The organism is Anaerolineae bacterium (assembly GCA_013178015.1).
In the GTDB taxonomy this organism is placed as follows: Bacteria; Chloroflexota; Anaerolineae; order DRVO01; family DRVO01; genus Ch71.
The window spans coordinates 1-17,010 of record JABLXR010000004.1 but is presented as its reverse complement, the minus strand read 5'-3'; the positions used below and the strand labels follow the sequence as shown (position 1 = coordinate 17,010).

Genomic DNA, 17,010 nt, shown 5'->3' with positions numbered 1-17,010 from the left:
CTGAAAGCGGGAGGCAACCTCCCGATACCGTCAGTCTCCGCTGAGAGGCCATGGTGCAATTATAGCACGCGGGCCCCGGTTGCGGGAATAAGACCTGAGCGCGCTGTGAGGGGCGCGGATCCACGCTGATCCTGAGGGGACGATGCCGAGGCTTCAGCGGTGGTAGGGTTCTGCTCCCGCAGAACCGCCAGCCCGACGGCCAGCACTGCCAACGACACCAGCGACACCCCCAGGCCCAGCATCCAGAGGCTAGGCACGAAGCGCAGCTCCACCCGGTGCTCGCCCTCCGGCACGGGCACGGCCCGCAGGGCGTGATCTGCCACCAGCAGCTGAGTAGGCTGGCCGTCTACCCAGGCCCGCCATCCGGGGTAGTGGACCTCGGAGAGAACCAGCAGCGAGTTGCCGGTTGCTCGCACGAACAGCACCAGACGTTCGGGCTCGTGCGCCTGCCACCGGACCAGGCCGGCGCCCGCCTCCGGAGACAGGGAGAAGGGAGGAGCCTCCTCCAGCAGGGCTGTGCGCCAGGGGTCGAACGCCGGTTCGGTCAATCGCTCCAGGGTCGCCTCCGGCGGGACGATCTCTGCTTGCCCCACCAACCAGGCGCGAGGGTAATCACCCAGCAGCCGATGCACGTAGACGTACGTGGTCTCGTCGCCCACCTGCTCCTGGTAGATGATCTGCGAGGCCAGGGGCAACTCCGGGCGCCAGGTGGCCACGTACCGCACGTCCAGCAGCGGCCACAGACGCTCCCAAGGGACGCTACTCACTAACTCCTGATACCGCGCCAGGCGCAGCGGGCTCGCCCCCCAGATGTCCTCCAGGCCGAACTGGACTCCGTAGTTCCCATCCAGCGCGAACTCGTTGAACGCCCGGAAGATCTCCCTGCCCGCATCGGCCCGCATGGCCGTCGCCGCCCCCGGGGCCTGCTGACGGGCCTGGGGCGGATCAGAGCTGAGGCTGTTCCTCCAACCCACGGTGAAGAGATCGAAGGCGACGATAGCGGCCGCCAGGCCGAGGAACACCGCCTCCGGCCGAGAGGCGGCGACCCACCAGCGGAGAAGGCCCCAGGCCAGAGCCGTCACGAGGGCGGCGAAGATGGCCACCCCCAGCAGCCGGTAGAAGGCGCTATCGGCGGTCCATCCGTCCCGAACCAGGCCCAGGAAGAACGCCACCGCCGCCACTCCCAGCACCCATAGGAGCCCCGCGGCCGCCCGGACGTAGCCGCGGCGCTCCTCGGCCGAAGCACCACCTCGCCCGAGGAGCGCCAGGGCCCCATAGCCGGCCAAAAGACACGCGGGCAGGGAGACCATAAGGGCCACCGGCTCCTGGCTCTGGAAGAGGCGCCAACCCGGCACTAGCAGGTAGAACAGGCTGTGCACGAAGGCCTGATCCCCGAACGATAGCAGCAGGGCCACTAGCGCCACTAGGAACCAGAACCGCACCGGGCGCACCCCGCCTCGAAGGACCAGAGCCGCACCCGCCAGGAGCAGAGGCAGCATCCCCACGTATAGAGGCGAGTAGAGGCTCACGGAGCCGGGGAAGAGCACCTGCACCGTGTCCTGGACCGGCAGCCCGGCTGCCACCTCGTCGTAGCCCCACCGCGTCTGGCTCGACAGCAGCAGGTATTGGGCAGACGGGAGCAGCTGAGCCGCCGCCAGCCCACCTGCCAGGAGCAGGCTGACACCCACGAACGAGGCGCCGGCTCGCGACCATCGTCGCCAGAGGGCATAGCCGCTCACCACGTATGTCACCAGCACCGTGGTCTGAAGGTGTCCCGCCAGGGCAGACAGCGCCAGCGAGGTGCCGCACAACAGGGTCCAGCGGTTCAAGACTCGGGGCCGGCTGACCCCTGCGTGCGCGGCCAGCAGAGCCAGGGGCAGCCAGGCGGCCGACTCCAGAGCTGCCAGTTGCCGGCCAGGGCTGGAGATCAGGTAGCCTCCGAAGGTGAAGGCCAGGGCCACCAGGAAGGCTATCCCCGCGTGCCGGAACAGCCGCCGGCCAAGCAGGAAGGTGAACCCGGCCACCAGGGACAAGTGCAGGACCGCCTCCAGCCCCAGGGCCACATAGGGGTAGCCCAACGGGCCGGCGAGCAGGATCAGGAGCAGCCGGGGGGGATAGAAGGAGGCGGACTGGGGGTCGGCCAGGAAGGGGAAACCGGAGTAGGCCCCTGGCGACCAGAGGGGCAACTCGCCCGCCAGCAGCCTCTGGGCCTGGTAGCGGGCGAAGGCGTAGGACTGGATCGAGAAGTCACCATGCGGGAAGGAGGCCCGGTCAACGGGATTGGGGGTGAACAGACGCCAGTAGAAGAGGAAAGGCAACAGCGCCAGCACCGCCAGAGCGGCTCCGCCGAGCCGCGCACGATCGGCGCTCACCTCGGCGCGATCGAGCTGTACCTCCTCCTCGGCCGTGCCTTCCAGCAACGTGTCGCTCCTATGCTGCCGTGGGGCGCTCACGGCGCCCCGCCCAATCTAGACGCCACCGGCGCTCGGGGCAAGAGCCCTCAGGGTACGTCGACACTGGCGATAGAGCGCGAGCGGACGCAAACCTCCAGTGGAGGTCCGGGTTTACTTGCGCCTATCAACTGGGTAGCGTCCTACCACCCTAGCAAGTCCCCGCCCTCCATAACATAGCGCACCAGGGCAACGGAGTAGCCGGTCTCGTGCCGGATTCCGGGCAGGGAGGCGCCCTCCTGGGCCAGCATCCGCACCCGGTTCTGGATCCGCTCCCAGTGGGAGGAGCGGTCCCGTAGCCTGGCGAAGTCCGTCACTACCCGGAAGGCGCCGGAGGCCACGGCAGCCACCAGCTCCGCCTCGTTGGCGGCCTCTCCCTCGAGCTGTATAGCATAGGACCCCAGGCCGGTGCCGTGGTGCGCGTCGGAGGCCGCCAGTGGACGGGCCGACGGCAGCGCCGTGTCCAGTGCGCCCGCCCGCCTCCGGGCAAAGACAGGCATGTTGAGGCTCATGGCCTCGTAGGCGTCCGGTGGCTCGAGCAAGAACTGGGCCGGAATCGTCCCACCCAACCGGAAGGGGTGGGCCAACACGGAGAGGCCCCCGGCCTCGCGGATGCGGCGGATGGCCTCATCGGGAGGCATGCCCTTCTGCAAGAGGTGCCAGTCCGCCATGCCGACGGCCAGGACGTCCGCCCGTCCGCCGTCGGTGGTGATCTCCATGCCCCGAAAGATGCGCAGACCCGGGTGAGACCGACGTAGTGCGTCCAACTCGGCCTCTTCCCAGGCGAAGTGGTGCTCGGTGATGACTACAGCGTCCAGCCCCGCCGCCTCCGCTGCCTCCATCATCTCGTCGGGGGAGGAGCGAGCACAGGAGGAATGGCGCGTAGTGTGTACGTGTATGTCAACCAGCATAGTCCGATGCTTCCCCGAACTCATCCATCGATCCGCCGCCGACCGCTCCATGGCGGCTCACCTCAGGCCCACCACTGTCTCTGTGGCTGTCATCGGTCAGGCCCCAGAGCAGCTTCCCGACCGAGGCAGGCAGCATGGCTCCCAGCCGCACGCCCTGGGACAGACCCGGTCCCACCGCGAGCATGAATCCTCCCGGCCGAGGTACCGCTCGGGGAAGGGTGCCATCCCCGGGCACGAAGGCATACCCGGGGGGAGCGAGCAAGCGGACACCGGCGCTGCTGCTCTCGGCACTGCCCCCCGGCTCAGGGCCGCGACCGGCCTCTACGCCCGACCAGGCCTCTCCCTCGGGTAGGGCCACTCCCCCTTCAGTCTCCAGAATGGCTCCCCCCGCCAGCACCCGGGGCGATCCTCGGATCTGGGCCGGGTCGAGGGCACCGTGAACCGCCCCCACCTCGCACGTGGAGGCCAGTGCCACCGTCCACAGGCTGAGGTCCACCCGACTGAGAACGCGCCCCAGAGCCGTGTCCAGGCCCCTCAGAGCCGTCAGCCAGGCTCCGGCGAAACGCAGAGCAGCCTCCTCGTCGTAGCCCGGCTGCCGTGGGTCGGCCAAGAGATGCCCCGTCTGCAACGCGAGCAGGCCGTCCAGCGCCACTACTACAGGGCACAGGTTGCAGGTTACAGGGGATAGGTTACAGGTTACAGGGAAAGCGTCACCCGTTGCACGGCTTGGGGAAGAGGGGGGACAGACGCTCCGCATCCCATCCCCTATCCCCTGTACCCTATCCCCTATCCCCTGTAACCTGTCCCCTGTAACCTGTAACCTATCCAGCCAGGCGGTCACGGCCACATCCAGGGAGGATGCCGGCGGGCAGTCCTCGAGCATCACCCCTTCTAGACCCAGGTCCCAGGTTGGGCACGGAGGGGCTATCGCCTCATACTCCCAGGCGAGCATTTCGCGGCCGACCTCGCCGGGAGTGCAGATCACGCCCGGCGCCGAGTCCAGGTGCTCCACCAGGAGCCCTCGCTCCCGCATGAGCGCCACGTTTGGGAGCGCGCCCTCGCCACTGGCCACCAGTAGATCGCTCAGCCCCAGGCCCGGCACCAGGAATAGCACCACCCGGCCGCCGTCGGCCAGCGGGGGCGTGGGCGGCTCCGGTGTCCAGGTCTCTCGCTGCGGAGAGCACGCTGCCAGGGGGAGGAAGGCCAGGGCCAGCAGGACCCGCCTTCGCCCAGGATCAGCCCTCACGGTAGAGGCTGCGGATGAGGTCCAGGAGGGGCCGGTGGATGCGGGGCCCGGCAGCCAGGGTGGCTCCAGTGGCGAAGGTCCACGGTCTCCCTTCGAGGTCGGTCATCAGTCCGCCGGCCTCCTCCAGGATCACCTTCCCTGCCGCCCCATCCCAGGGCATGAGGTGGGCGTGCAGGTAGCAGTCCAGCCGGCCGGCGGCGATGTACGCCAAGGCCAGGGCAGCGGAACCGAGCTCGCGCAGGGTAAGGCAGATGGGAGCCATGTGCCGGCCTACCTCCATCACCTGCGTTCGCTCCGCCGGCACGTAGGAGAGGCCAAGGCTGAAGACGCAGTCATCCAGGGCAGCGGTGTCACGGGTGTGAATGGCCCGACCGTTCACGTAGGCGCCACCGCCCCGCCAGGCCGAGAACATCTCGTCGCGAACCGGGTCGTACACCGCCCCTACCAGGTACTCGTCACCCTCCATCAGGCCCACCGAAACGGCGTAGAAGGGCAGGCCGCGGGAGTAGTTGGTGGTCCCGTCCACCGGATCCACCACCCAACGGAAGCCGTTGCCCTGTTCGGATCGGCCTTCCTCCGATAGAAGACCATGCCCAGGGAAGGCTTCCCGGATCACCCTCACCACTGCCCCCTCGGCGGCCAGGTCCCCATTGGTGACCAGGTCGTGCCTACCCTTGTGGGTGGTTTCCAGAGGGCTGAGGCAGGCGGATTGGGCGGCCCGCCCGCCGGCTAGAGCGGCGGCAACGGCGGTATGGTGAGCGAGATGGAGGAAGGCGGAGCGTTCAGCGGGCGGCGATGCAGTGGTCCTCAATGTCCCCTCCAAGGAAATGCCGGCATCTCCAGGGGCGCCTCTGGCTTACCCTTCCTGCCGAGGAAGAGCGACGCAGCTCTTGTCTCCCTGTGCGGTAGGGGCCGGAGGATGAAGTCATCCCCTGGCGCAATTGATCTCGGAGCCTCACCGGGATATAATCGGGGCTTGTGAGCCCTTACCGTCGCGGAGGTTCGTAGAGATGCCGGTCTATGTCTACAAGTGCGACACATGTGGCGTCGCCTTCGAGCGGAAGCAAGCTGTCACTGAGGGGCCACTCACCGACTGCCCTGAATGCGAGGGGCACGTTCGCCGCGTGTACCAGCCCGTGGGCGTAGTGTTCAAAGGCTCCGGGTTCTACGTCACCGACAACCGCCCCCGCACAGCCACGAGCGGGTCCTCTTCTTCGAACGGCTCGAGTAGCTCAAGCTCCTCTTCCGCTAGCGAGTCATCCGGTTCCAAGTCGTATGGCAGCACCAGCAAGGACGACTGAAGCGACCGGAGTTCGCGACGGAGAGAGCGGGGCCAGAATGGCCCCGCTCTCTCCGTCGTCTAGAGCTGAAAGCGGCCGGTAGAGGGGACCACCTTGTACCCGAAGTCGGTGACGTACTCCTGGAGCTTCTCTGCCAACCTTTCCCAGGCCTCACTGTCCAGCGCGGAGTCCATCTCGTCTTCGCTGTCCGCCTCGGCACCGGTTAGGATCTGTGGCCCTTCACCGTAGACGGTGTACCACGACTCTGTGAGCCGCAGCCCCAATCGGTTGATGCCGGGTGCGAACTCCTTGAGCACGTACTCGAAGTAGTCAGTCTCCTTGCCCGGCTTTATGTTCCACCTCATGAGCAGCTTCGGCACCCTATGTACCTCCAGCAACACAGACCTAACTGGAATGGCTCTCCAGCACCATCACCTGAGTCTCCTCGGGCAGACGCTTGCCGGTGACCGAGTAGGAGTCCAACCGCTCGGGCTCTCTCACCCCCATCTCCTTCAGGAAAGCGTCCACACCCTCCAGGGGAGTCTCCATGCCTGGCAAGGCGTAGTGCATCGGGATCACCACCGACGGCTCAATCAGGCTGATCACCTCGACGGCCTGCCGGGCGTCTATGGTGAACTTGCCCCCCACCGGCACCAGCAACACGTCCACGTCGCCCATCTCCTCGACCTGAGCCTGCGTAGGCACATGGCCCAGATCGCCCAAATGGCAGACAGTGGCGTCATCAAAGTGATAGATGAAGATGGTGTTTTTGCCCCGCTCCGCGCCCGATTGGGCATCGTGCCACATGCCAATGCCAGTGACGAATAGCCCACCGACCTCATACTCGCCTGGACTGTCTATCACGAACGGCTGACCGCGGACGGCTGCCACGTTGCTGTGATCCTGGTGGCCATGGCTCACGGTCACGATATCGGCCGTCAGCCGGGGCAGCTTCAGTCCCGACACCTTCCCGTACGGGTCGGTCACCACGCTGATGCTCCTGTCCCTCAGGCGAAAGCAGGACTGCCCGTACCAGGTAATGTCCATCACGAGCCTCCTAAGGGCCTAGTATAGCGCGGCCGCGAGGATAGCGAAAAGGCGTCACCTGACAGAACACAGGGGCCGCCGATGCTACGGTGATTCACGCCGATCCGATAGAGAGGGCATCAAGAGACCAGCGCAGAACGGCGTGGATCAGCGGCGTCGCTAGGGACGCCGGTGTCGGCTGCGTGCCAATCTCTCGGCAACGTCATCCAGGGTCTCGTAGGGGATGGCCGGGATGTCGTTCAGGTGACAGTACTGGAGCAGCCGCTTCTTGGCGAAGAGGAGGTCGCCGGGCTCGCGGGCAAGCTTGAACGCGTCGGCCATGCAGAAGTCGGTGGTCCCGTCCCCGACGAAGGCGATGCGATAGCCGCGCTGCTTCCATTCTCGCCAGGTGGCCGGCTTGCACCCGGCACAGGGTGGCCTGAAGCGGCGGCACTGGGGGTCGGTGCCGTCCAGGAACCGCAGGACAGGCTTGCCCTCGGGGGTGAAGCTGAGGCTGTTGGCCGTGTAGGGGACGGGGAGCCCCCGCTGGTGCAGGATGCGCTCAATGTAGTAGTCGAAGCCGGCGCTGAGCACGTGGAACTCCCAGCCCAGCTCGTCGGCCAGGCGGATCAGCCGCTGTGTACCGGGCGAGAGGGCAACCGTCTCCAGGAAAGCATCAATCTGCTCTTGCCCAAGGCCCAAGGCCTCGTATTCCCGCTCATAGCACTCCGTGGCGCTGATCTCTCCGCTCAGCCACTGTCGCTCCAGCTCGGCCCAGCGCTCCGGGATGCTCTGCCGGCATAGCGTGTCGGTGACGTCCACCGTGGTGATGGTTCCGTCGAAGTCACACAGAATGACGCCGCGGGTACCAGTGCGGCCAGCCCCACCGCTTTGGAGCCCATCCCTCATACAGCCTCGGCGTCCTTCTCTCGGCGGAACACTATCGCGCCCCTAACCATAGTCATGTCTACCTCCAGGTTTCGGTCCAGCACTACCACGTCGGCGTCCCGGCCGCAGGCCAGGCTGCCCTTGCGGTTGTGGACGCCAATGCTCCTCGCGGGGTTCAGCGTGGCCATCTGCACCGCGTCGGCCAGGGGAATCTCCGCCGCCGCCACCAGGTTACGCAGGGCCCGGTCCATGGTGAGGGTGCTCCCAGCGATGGTGCCATCGTCCAGCCGCACCGCTCCGTCGGCGACGGTGACCCGCCGTCCGTCCCACTCGTGCTCCCCCTCGGGCAAGCCGGCAGCCGACATGGCATCGGTGATCAGGGCCAGCCTGCTCGGCCCCTTGCAGCGCACCAGCAGGTTGACCGCGGCCGGATGCAGGTGCACGTTGTCTACGACCGCCTCAGCCGTGATCTCGTCGCAGGTGAGGACGGCGCCTGCCGTGCCCGGATGGCGATGGTGGAAGCCTTGCATGGCGTTGAAGGTGTGGGTAGCGTGAGTGAGCCCCACGCCTACGGCGGCGATCACCTGGTCGTAGTTGGCGCAGGAATGGCCCACGCTCAGAGTGATCCCCCGGCGGTGCCCCTCGGCGATGAACTCGAGCCCTCCCTCCATCTCGGGCGCCACAGAGATCAGGCGCAGCTCGGGGCACACAGCCAGCCACCGGTCCAGCTCCGCCAAGTCGGGAGGACGGATGCACTCTACTGCCTGAGCCCCGGCGGCAGCCGGGTTGAGAAAGGGCCCCTCCGCCTGGGCCCCCAGGACCTCGGCCCCTTCGCGAGCCCCAACCGACCGGTGCACCACGTCCAGCGACCGTTCAGTTGCCTCAGGGGAGGCAGTGGCGATGGCAGCCAGAAAGGAGGTGGTTCCGTGAGAGGCCTTGAAGGCGGCCACGCGGTGAAGGTCGTCGGGGGTGGTGCCGGGGCGGTTGAAGTCCACTCCAATGGCGCCGTGGCAGTGCAGATCCACAAAGCCAGGCGCGAGGTAGCTATCACTAACGTCAATGACCTCGGCGTGGGTGGGAATGGCCACCAACTGCCGAGGCCCCACTACCACTATCCTGTTCCCTTCCACTAGCACGGCGCCGTCGGGAATCTGACGGCTGGGGGTGAGGACGGTCCCCCCCACCAGGGCGATCATGCCGTGCTCTCTCTCAGCTCCAGCTCTGGGTGCACCAGGTCGCGCAACAGGCGATCGCGGGTTTCGTTGCGCTCGTAGAGGACTGAGCCACGGAGGAGGGAATCGTACAGGGGGTGCCCGGGAATGCCAAGCTCCTCCGTGAGCTCCCCCTCGCTGTAGAGGATGACTAGAATCACGCCATCGCTGAGGCGATCTACCGTCTCCCAGTCGAGCGTGCCATCATCCACGACCAGGACATGCTCCAGATCGTGCGTCATGGAGCCGCCCTTCTCTCCCAGAGGGTCCAGGCTTAGGACCAGGAGCGGTTCGTAGCGCTTCAGCGCTGCCACGAAGTGACGTAGCCGCTTGCTGCGTCTCTCGCCCGGTACGGTATCCGTCCGCAAGGCCAACAGGTTATCTGGGAGCATGGCGCCTCATCCTGGCTCGCTGGTGCGGGAGAGATGGCCGTTGACCGCCTCGAGCAGCGCCTCCTCATCGTCCAGGGGGAGGTGCGGCACTTCGAACAGGTACCAACGCTCGGTATGATATGCGCTTTCGCCAGGTTCCAGCAACACGAGAGAACCCAAGCTCTCCAGCTCCAGCATCTGAGCGTTGGTGTAGCACTCCACGGTGCAGCCATTATCCGGGTAGACGGCAAAGATGTCCACTGCGAATCGCTTGATGAACAAGCGGCCCTGATTGTAGTAGGCGGCCCAGCCGCCGTCGTTGTTCACCCCCACCTTGATCGGCCCCGCGGCGTCGGCTCGCTGGTGCAGAAGGATCAAGTCCCGCCCCAAGACCAGCCGATCGTCCGTCAGGTCGGTGTAGGGCCAGAGGATGAGGCTCCTGTTGGGCAGCAGGTTCTGCGGGTCGCGCTGGGAGGCAGGCTGGAGCAGGGCCGTGCCGCCGGGCGCCATGACCGATAGAGCCCAGGGAGCGGCCTCGATGGGCCAGAGCCCCTCGTTCGTCAGGACATGGTCCACCTCGATAAAGCCCTCGCCCGGCCTGAGGCGCATAGTCTTCTGGATGCCAGTGGGGGGTTCGACCGCCTGGGCGACGGAGACGTAGTCGTCGTCCACCTCAACCGTGCAGGGGTCGTTGTCGGGGTAGTAAGAGCGAGGCATGGCTTCAGGCGAGTGCCACAGGCGGTGGCCGCCATAGAGGCGCCAGTCGCCGTAGGGCGTGGGCTGAGAAACCTCGGGAAGCTCGGCAAACTCGTTAGGACCGCCCACCAGGCCCAGGCGCAGGACCCGCGGCCCTACGTCGGCCGTCACGATGGCCTCCAGCCGTCCGTCCGTCACCCGGTAGTTGGTGGGACGGCCGGCGTACGGCACCACCTCTATCATGGTGTACCTCCCCCCACAGCGAGGTCCTTGGCGCCGCCATTCTAGCAGACATATGTTGACTTGTCACCCGCTCTGGAGTACCAGTTCGCTACCGAATTCGATTCGCCTCAATCATTTCCGGAACAGGCCCACTACCCAGCCTGCGGCGTTCATGGCCAGGCCGAGGCCGGGGGCGTGACGCCTCTGTCGCCCACCCCCGACCCGATGGCGCTCATCGCGGGCCGGGTCGCGCCCGGAGAGTGGACCCGGACGAGAGCCGGCCCCTCCTGTCGCACCGGCCTCTCACCACTCGTAACGGACGGTATACTCGATCACGGATTCGCCGTCGGCGGGAACTTGCACCCTCCACTCCACCTGCTGGGCGTCCAGCTTGGTGTGTTCGGCGGTCTCTCGCACGATCTGCCACTCGCTCCAGCGGAACATGTGCTCCACCACCCGCACCTCGACTGCCTCTTCCTTGTGGTTCCGCAGGGTGATCCGGTAGCTCTCTTCCATGGCCCGGCTGCCCAGCTTCTGGAAGTCCGTTTGCACCCGCTCGCCCACGATGTCGAAGGCATCACCGATGTAGAGCCGCACCTCCTCACCCTTGGGGGTGTGGTCCACCCTGTCCTCGCCCAGGGGCAGAGGGCTGCCATCTACGTCCTCTTGATAGACCCGGATCACTCCTCGGGGCAATTGGGCATCCACACCCTCCTCGCCCGTCTGGAAGGCAAGCATGGTGCGCACCTGTTTGACGCCGGTATCGGCGCCATAGCTGGGGTCACTCACTAAGCCGCCCCAGAAGGCGTACCCAGGAGCCCCATCGTAGACGAAGAACTTCTCTGCCGGGACGCCGGTGGCGGTGACGAACTCCACCTGTTTCTGCTGCCTGTCCCGGATGGTCACCGGGCGCAGCACCTCGTACAGGTGGTATTCGAAGAAGCCCCGCTGCTCCACCTGAGGCGCGGCCGCCGGTGCGGCCAGGGCGTACTCCTCCATCACCAGCCCGCGGTCCATGGCCGCCGGAGTGACGCGGTTGATGTCTCCCGCCACCAGCTTGAGCCTGGCATCGGTGTAGGTGGCGCCGCTGTTGTTGTTCAGCGTCACCCAGCCGTCGAGGTCGAGGCTGGCGCTATCCTGCGCCAGCAGGACCACGTAGTTGGCCTGCCAGCTGATGCCACCGGTCAGGTAAGCTATCTCTACGTCCTGTGTCCCACCTTGGGCCGAGTTCACCAGCCACACCAGCGAGGGACGGGTGATGAGCCCCTCGGGAAGGGCGGGGAAGGTGAAGTCCCGTACGCTGTCCCGTCGGATCACCACCACGCGGTCCTGGTCATCGCGCAGGATGAGGTCACCGGCGCCGCTGAGGAGGGTGCCCTGGTGGACGGTACCGTCCTGGGTGATGACCTCGATGCGCTGGTCTACGTACTTGCTCAGCAGCCGTTCGGGGCCAACCAGGTCGTACTCGAAGTTCTGCTCCAGCACCACCGTTCCCTCGGGGTCGCTGAGGGAGCGGAAGTGCACGCTGGTGGGGTCGAGCTGCTCCGCCACGTCGGTGATGGTGACCGACTGCACCCCTTGCTCAAGGTCGAGGGTCCGGGTGTCCTTCACCAGAGCCACGCCCTGGTTGTAGACGGCGATCTCCGGGCCGGCCGCCTGGTCCCCCGGCTCCTGGGCCACCACTGCCTGAGGCAGAGACCGGTAGCCGGCCGCCCCCGACAGCCCCACGGCCAGCACCAGGAAGATGGTTAGAACCGCTCGTCTGCGCATGCGCTTGCCTCCTCAAAGAGCCCAGACCGCCTCAGGGTCGGCACCGCTTTCTCAATGGCCACGGTCATCGCCCCGGGCGCGTCCTCTGTGAGGTAGACGCAGGCAAGGAGCGTGCGGTTCCAGCCGGCCTGAGGCAGTTTGCTGCAAGTGACGTGCCCGCAAGGCTCGCCAACGGGTGTGGCGCCGGGTTCCGGGTGCTATACTGCGCCGGCACACACCGCCCGGAGGGATGAATGCCCCACGAGCCCGTCACCTACACGTACCGCACCGTGTCCGGCCACCCCCTTCGCGCCGACGTCTTCCGCCCGATTGGGGCCGGCCCCTGCCCGGCTCTGCTGTGGCTCCATGGCGGCGCCCTCATCTTCGGCTCCCGGAAGACGGTCCGGCCCTGGCAGGTGCGCCGCTATCTGGAGGCCGGCTACGCTGTCGTCTGTCCCGACTACCGGCTGGCACCGGAGAGCAAGCTGCCGGAGATCGCCGACGACGTGCTGACGGCTTGGGCCTGGACGCGCGAGGGCGTGCCGGATCTGGATCCGGAACGTCTGGCCGTGATCGGCCATTCGGCCGGCGGCTACCTCGCCCTCCTGTTGGGCACTACCACCCATCCTGCGCCCCGAGCCGTGGTCTCGTTCTACGGCTACGGCGACATCGTAGCTGACTGGTATACCCGACCCGACCCGCACTACCTCACCTTCCCCCGGGTAACGGAGGAGAAGGCGAGGTCGCTGGTGGGGTCGGCCCCTATCTCTGAGGGTCCCCCAGAGCGGTTCGAGTTCTATCTGTACTGCCGCCAGCAGGGGGCGTGGCCACAGGAGGTAGGCGGCCGCGATCCCAAGGCGGATGCGGAGTTCTTCCGTCGCTACTGTCCCTTGAGGAACGTCACCTCCGGGGCTTCGCCCACCCTGCTGCTCCACGGCGACGCCGACACCGACGTTCCCTACGGGCAGTCGTTGGCTATGCACCAGGAGCTGGCCCGCCAGGGGGTGGAGACGGAGATGGTGACGCTGGAGGGCGGCGGGCACGGCTTCGACCGCGACGGGGACGATCCACACACGCTCCGCGCCTTCGACGCCGTCCTGGACTTCCTGGCCGCTCACCTGAGGCCCTGAGCCGGGGCGGCCCCCCAGGGGGCCGGCATGTGCGCTGCCTCGAGCGGCCGTGCCGGACCAAACGCGGCGCCCCACGCATCAACTTGAGTGACGCTCTGGGCCGGCCCCGCCACCCTATGGCAGAAGCCGACGGCACGTCCGAGATAGAGCTCCTGGACGAGGAGGGTCAGCTCACACACAGCCTGCCGTAGCCATCTGCCGTGTGCGGACAGCCCCCCATTTCCGGCCCCCACTCGTTGGCCTGGACTGGAGCCTGCGTCCTACACCGCCGAGAGGTGTGTCGTGGCGAGTGGAGTGAACGCATGCATACGACAGAATCGCTGGTGTCCAGGCTCCGGCAGGGGGCCACCAGGGGATACTGAGCGATCACCGGAGCAGCGCTGTAGCGCCAGTGTCTGCTGATGTACGGAGACGAGGCTAGGCCGGCTCCGCTGGCCGGAGCAGCAACTGGCGCACCTTACGGGCCACCTTGCCGGGACGGGCATACCGATGCCAGTATCGGCGCGCCTCACGTTTCAAGGCGTTGGCCGTAGTGCGCCGCTGGGATTCCGCTAGAGCCCAGACCAGGAACTCGGGGTCCTGGGTCTTGATCTTGGGTCCGGTGGGGTTGCGGGCATAGTCGTCGTGATCCCGGATGAGCATGAGGTCGTTCTCGACGCAGTAGTCATACAGGTGGCTGCCCGGGTGGGGGGTGAAGAAGGCGGGGCTGTAGTAGTCGGGATCTATCTCCTTGAGCATGGAGATGGTCTCCCGGACCTCGTCGGGAGTCTCGGTAGGCAGCCCCAGCATGTAGTTGGCCCAGATAGCGATGCCGTACTTGCGGCAGATGCGCGCCGCCTCCAGGTTCTGGGCCCGGGTGGTGCCCTTGTTGATGAACTCCAGGACCCGGTCGCTGCCGCTCTCGAAACCGATGAAGTAGCCCTTGAGCCCGGCCTGCGCCATGAGGGCCACCGTCTCCTCGTGCTTGACGATGATATCGGCCCGGCTCTGGCAGAAGAAGGGTTGGGTGAAGCCCTCCTCAAGGTAGGCCCGACAAAACTCCCGCACCCAGCGGGGGTTCTCGGTGAGGCAGTCGTCGTGAAACATGAAGGAGTTGAACCGGTAGCGGTCCCGCAGCTCCTTCAGCTCGCCGATCACGTTGGGCACGCTACGACGTCGCACCCGGTTACCGAAGATGAGGCTCTCGCCCGGCTTGCAGAAGGCGCAGCTGTAGATGCAGCCCCGTCCGGCGATGATGGTCACGAAAGGCGGGGGGAGCTCAGGCACGAAGGGTGCCTCGGGCGACTCGATGGCGTAGCCCCAGCGGCGCCACTCGTCCAGGAAGAGGTCGTGGTCGGCGTAGGGGAGGGAATCCAGGTCGGGGTGCTCGCCCGCGATAAGGCGCTCTCGTTTTCGGCCCGCCTCCAGGTCGCGCAGCAGCTGAGGGAAGCTGATCTCACCCTCGCGGATGACCACATGGTCTATCTTGGGGTTGGGGATCACCTCGTCGGTGGCCAGGGTGGGATGGGGGCCGCCTACCACGACGGTGCAGTCGGGCAGGGTCTCTTTGATGAGGTCCACGGCCCGCATGACCGGGTTGAAGTCCACGCTCATCATGGTGAGGCCGCAGACGTCAGGGCGGCGGGAGGACAGCTCGTCGCGGAAGTGATCCCAGTCGCGCAGGGCGCGTAGGTCGAGGAGATCCACCTCGTGGCCCTCGCGCTTGAGGACGGCACTCAGGATGGCCAGCCCGTGGCTGATCCAGCCCGAGTCCATCCCCTGGCCGATGCTGTTGAACCCTTTGCCAGCGATGCCGGCGTAGATCAGGCTGATGTGCATGCTAGGCCGCCTCTTGAGGTGAGAGTCCCTTACGCGCGCTACCGGACGAATGGTATCCCCAGGTCCTTGCAGATCTTCTTGGCCAGCACATCGTCTATCTCTGAGTGTCTGGGAACCGCGGACCGCTTCTGCTGTGCTGGGTTGTGCCACTAGGAGTGGCGCCCACCTTCCCTAAGCAGGCTGCAACCGTGAGAGCGGAGATGCCTGAGCAGGTCGCGGCGCTTCATACCGCGATGCGGTCTTCCTGGTAGTCGTCTCCGGCTGAGGCAATGGCATCTTGCCGGTTGAGTTCCAGCGCCTCTCGCAACGTGACCCGGAGGCTCTCGAGCAGCTCCTCACGAGACCGCTCCTGGCAGTTCACCCCTGGTATCTCAGCGATCCAGCCCATCCACCAGTCGCCGCGGCGCTGTACTATGGCCGTGTACATGTTATCCATTCTACTACCTCCCGGACATCACCTGATACGGCGCTCCACCTTTACGAGGAAGTGGTTGGCTCAGCCTGCTTCCACACTCCGGCCAATCGCTTCAGCTCATCCGCGTACTTGGGCCAGTCGTGCAGTGTGGCCGGGTCGAAGTCGGCGCCATTGGGCCAGACGAGAGTGCGGACCTCTGGGTCTATGGTCACTTGGTCGAAGACTCGCTCATCTCGTAGTGGCCCATACACGGGCCCTGCAAGGACTGATGAAAAGTCAATCACCTGCTTGGCACCATCATCAAAGGCGACACGAAGCGTGTACGCGCCCACCCGCTCCAACTCGGCTACTCGGAGTACTGGATGTCTCACCCCACGTCGTCTTCGACATTGCGCCTTCATTATACATCCAGCCCCCGCAGGTGCCGGTTGGCCCAGCGGATCTGCTCGGTGACGTGTTGCGGGGGCACCTCGTGCCCGTGGTAGGGATACACTGCCATGCGCTTCTCGCCCGCCACGTAGTTGTACGTGGCGTAGATGGATGAGGGCGGGCAGATGAGGTCCACCAGCCCCACCGACATCAACACCGGACAGGTGATGCGATCCGCCAGGTTGAGGTTGTCGAAGTAGGAAAGGGTCCGAAATGCCTGCTCCTCCCGGTCGGGATAAAGACGGAAGTAAGCGCTGAGCTCCAGATAGGGGCCCTGCTGGGCGATCTCCAGGGAGCGGCGGTAGTGGCACAGATAGGGCACGTCCGGCATGGTCAGAGCGAACCGGCCGCTGAGCGCCGTCGCTGCCAGCGCCAGGCCGCCGCCCTGGCTCACGCCCCAGGCTCCCATCCGGCTGGGGTCCACCTCCGGCAGCGATGCCACCAGATCGGCGGCCCGCACGCAGTCCATGTATACCCCTCGGTAGTAGTACCCCTCGGGGTCCGAGATGCCCTTGGTCATCCAGCCGGTGACGTGCCCGCTGTCGTACTGGTTGGCGTCGCAGCTTTCGCCCGACTGGCCGCGTACGTCCAGCGCCAGGACGGCGTAGCCCTGCAGGGCATAGTGGAGGTACTGGTGCGGCTGGCCCTTGTTGCCGCTATAGCCGTGGTAGGCGACGACAGCCGGCAACTTCCCCTCGTTGGCTGCGCCGGCGGGCCGGAGGTACCAACCCACAGAGCGACCACCACGAAAGCCATCGAAGCTGGCGCGGAACACCTCGACTTCAGGAACAGGGTAGCCTTCCATCCGTCGGAACTCGGGGCTCAGGGGCTGGCTCCTGGCCTGGTCCAGAGTATGCTCCCAGAAAGAGTCGAAGTCGGGCTCCTTGGTCTGCGGGGGACGGTATTGCTGCAACTCAGACAGGGGCATATCTACCGGAAGCAAGACACCTCCAAGGCCAGCGGCCGGTGCGGAATGGCTCATTCTGGCACGCACGCATCGCGGCGGCAAGGTAGATGGGCCGCGGAGTAGGGCTTTCTCAGAGTCCTGGGGCAGGCCACCAGAGATGGCTATCGGAGCCAGGCTGGGCGCTATCGGACGCTGCATCGCCTCTGTTCCCTGCCTGCTGGCTGGCCGGTGGTGGTTCCTGGCCCGCGCCAGATGGCAGCT

General features: G+C 66.3%; 17 protein-coding genes. 2 read left to right on the top strand and 15 right to left on the bottom strand.

Annotated elements, in window-relative coordinates; translation table 11 throughout:
* Positions 1–59: 59 nt before the first annotated feature.
* The 4 genes from HPY83_02005 to HPY83_01990 all read right to left on the bottom strand — a co-directional run bounded on the left by HPY83_02005 (position 60) and on the right by HPY83_01990 (position 5,418).
* The gene (locus tag HPY83_02005) at positions 60–2,420 is read right to left on the bottom strand and encodes a YfhO family protein (GenBank protein ID NPV06721.1); all 2,361 of its coding nucleotides are present in this window, start codon (positions 2,418–2,420) and stop codon (positions 60–62) included.
* A 173-nt stretch (positions 2,421–2,593) separates the two neighbouring features.
* Positions 2,594–3,361: a hypothetical protein gene (locus HPY83_02000; protein NPV06720.1), complete on the bottom strand. Its 768-nt coding sequence runs from the start codon at positions 3,359–3,361 to the stop codon at positions 2,594–2,596.
* The gene (locus HPY83_01995; protein ID NPV06719.1) at positions 3,351–4,607 is read right to left on the bottom strand and encodes a hypothetical protein; all 1,257 of its coding nucleotides are present in this window, start codon (positions 4,605–4,607) and stop codon (positions 3,351–3,353) included. The genes HPY83_02000 and HPY83_01995 overlap by 11 nt, the downstream gene beginning before the upstream one ends.
* The gene (locus HPY83_01990) at positions 4,597–5,418 is read right to left on the bottom strand and encodes an inositol monophosphatase (protein NPV06718.1); all 822 of its coding nucleotides are present in this window, start codon (positions 5,416–5,418) and stop codon (positions 4,597–4,599) included. Before HPY83_01990 ends, HPY83_01995 begins: the two co-directional genes overlap by 11 nt.
* A 199-nt stretch (positions 5,419–5,617) precedes the next feature.
* On the opposite strand from HPY83_01990, the gene HPY83_01985 reads away from it, so the two are divergent.
* Positions 5,618–5,908, top strand: coding sequence for a hypothetical protein (locus HPY83_01985; protein NPV06717.1), 291 nt, complete (start codon positions 5,618–5,620; stop codon positions 5,906–5,908).
* A 59-nt stretch (positions 5,909–5,967) separates the two neighbouring features.
* Here the strand turns inward: HPY83_01985 and HPY83_01980 are convergent, their stop codons facing one another.
* The 7 genes from HPY83_01980 to HPY83_01950 form a co-directional block, all read right to left on the bottom strand.
* On the bottom strand, positions 5,968–6,267 hold the full coding sequence (locus tag HPY83_01980; protein ID NPV06716.1) for a hypothetical protein: 300 nt from the start codon (positions 6,265–6,267) through the stop codon (positions 5,968–5,970).
* Between the two features lie 25 nt (positions 6,268–6,292).
* Positions 6,293–6,937, bottom strand: a complete 645-nt coding sequence (locus HPY83_01975) for an MBL fold metallo-hydrolase (GenBank protein NPV06715.1) — start codon at positions 6,935–6,937, stop codon at positions 6,293–6,295.
* A 156-nt stretch (positions 6,938–7,093) separates the two neighbouring features.
* Positions 7,094–7,822, bottom strand: coding sequence for an HAD-IB family phosphatase (locus HPY83_01970; protein ID NPV06714.1), 729 nt, complete (start codon positions 7,820–7,822; stop codon positions 7,094–7,096).
* Positions 7,819–8,997 (bottom strand): N-acetylglucosamine-6-phosphate deacetylase, encoded by a 1,179-nt coding sequence (gene nagA / locus HPY83_01965; protein NPV06713.1) that lies wholly within the window; start codon positions 8,995–8,997, stop codon positions 7,819–7,821. The genes HPY83_01970 and nagA overlap by 4 nt, the downstream gene beginning before the upstream one ends.
* Entirely contained in the window at positions 8,994–9,404 is a 411-nt protein-coding gene (locus HPY83_01960; protein ID NPV06712.1) for a hypothetical protein, read from the bottom strand. Before HPY83_01960 ends, nagA begins: the two co-directional genes overlap by 4 nt.
* Positions 9,405–9,410: 6 nt before the next feature.
* Complete coding sequence (locus tag HPY83_01955; protein NPV06711.1) at positions 9,411–10,322, bottom strand: hypothetical protein; 912 nt, start codon at positions 10,320–10,322, stop codon at positions 9,411–9,413.
* 282 nt (positions 10,323–10,604) lie between these two features.
* Positions 10,605–12,071 carry a DUF4139 domain-containing protein gene (locus HPY83_01950; protein ID NPV06710.1) on the bottom strand — a complete coding sequence of 489 codons (1,467 nt, stop codon included), beginning with the start codon at positions 12,069–12,071 and terminating at the stop codon, positions 10,605–10,607.
* Between the two features lie 233 nt (positions 12,072–12,304).
* Between HPY83_01950 and HPY83_01945 the strand changes: the two genes are divergently transcribed.
* Positions 12,305–13,180 carry an alpha/beta hydrolase gene (locus tag HPY83_01945; protein NPV06709.1) on the top strand — a complete coding sequence of 292 codons (876 nt, stop codon included), beginning with the start codon at positions 12,305–12,307 and terminating at the stop codon, positions 13,178–13,180.
* A 417-nt stretch (positions 13,181–13,597) separates the two neighbouring features.
* On the opposite strand, the gene HPY83_01940 is transcribed toward HPY83_01945, so the two are convergent.
* From HPY83_01940 to HPY83_01925, 4 genes are all read right to left on the bottom strand, one after another.
* On the bottom strand, positions 13,598–14,998 hold the full coding sequence (locus HPY83_01940) for a B12-binding domain-containing radical SAM protein (protein NPV06708.1): 1,401 nt from the start codon (positions 14,996–14,998) through the stop codon (positions 13,598–13,600).
* Positions 14,999–15,221: 223 nt separating this feature from the next.
* A complete protein-coding gene (locus HPY83_01935; protein NPV06707.1) occupies positions 15,222–15,434 on the bottom strand; it encodes a type II toxin-antitoxin system HicB family antitoxin in 213 nt (70 codons plus the stop codon).
* Positions 15,435–15,475: 41 nt separating this feature from the next.
* Positions 15,476–15,814, bottom strand: a complete 339-nt coding sequence (locus HPY83_01930) for a DUF2442 domain-containing protein (protein NPV06706.1) — start codon at positions 15,812–15,814, stop codon at positions 15,476–15,478.
* Positions 15,814–16,785, bottom strand: coding sequence for a prolyl oligopeptidase family serine peptidase (locus tag HPY83_01925; GenBank protein ID NPV06705.1), 972 nt, complete (start codon positions 16,783–16,785; stop codon positions 15,814–15,816). The genes HPY83_01930 and HPY83_01925 overlap by 1 nt, the downstream gene beginning before the upstream one ends.
* Positions 16,786–17,010: the final 225 nt, after the last annotated feature.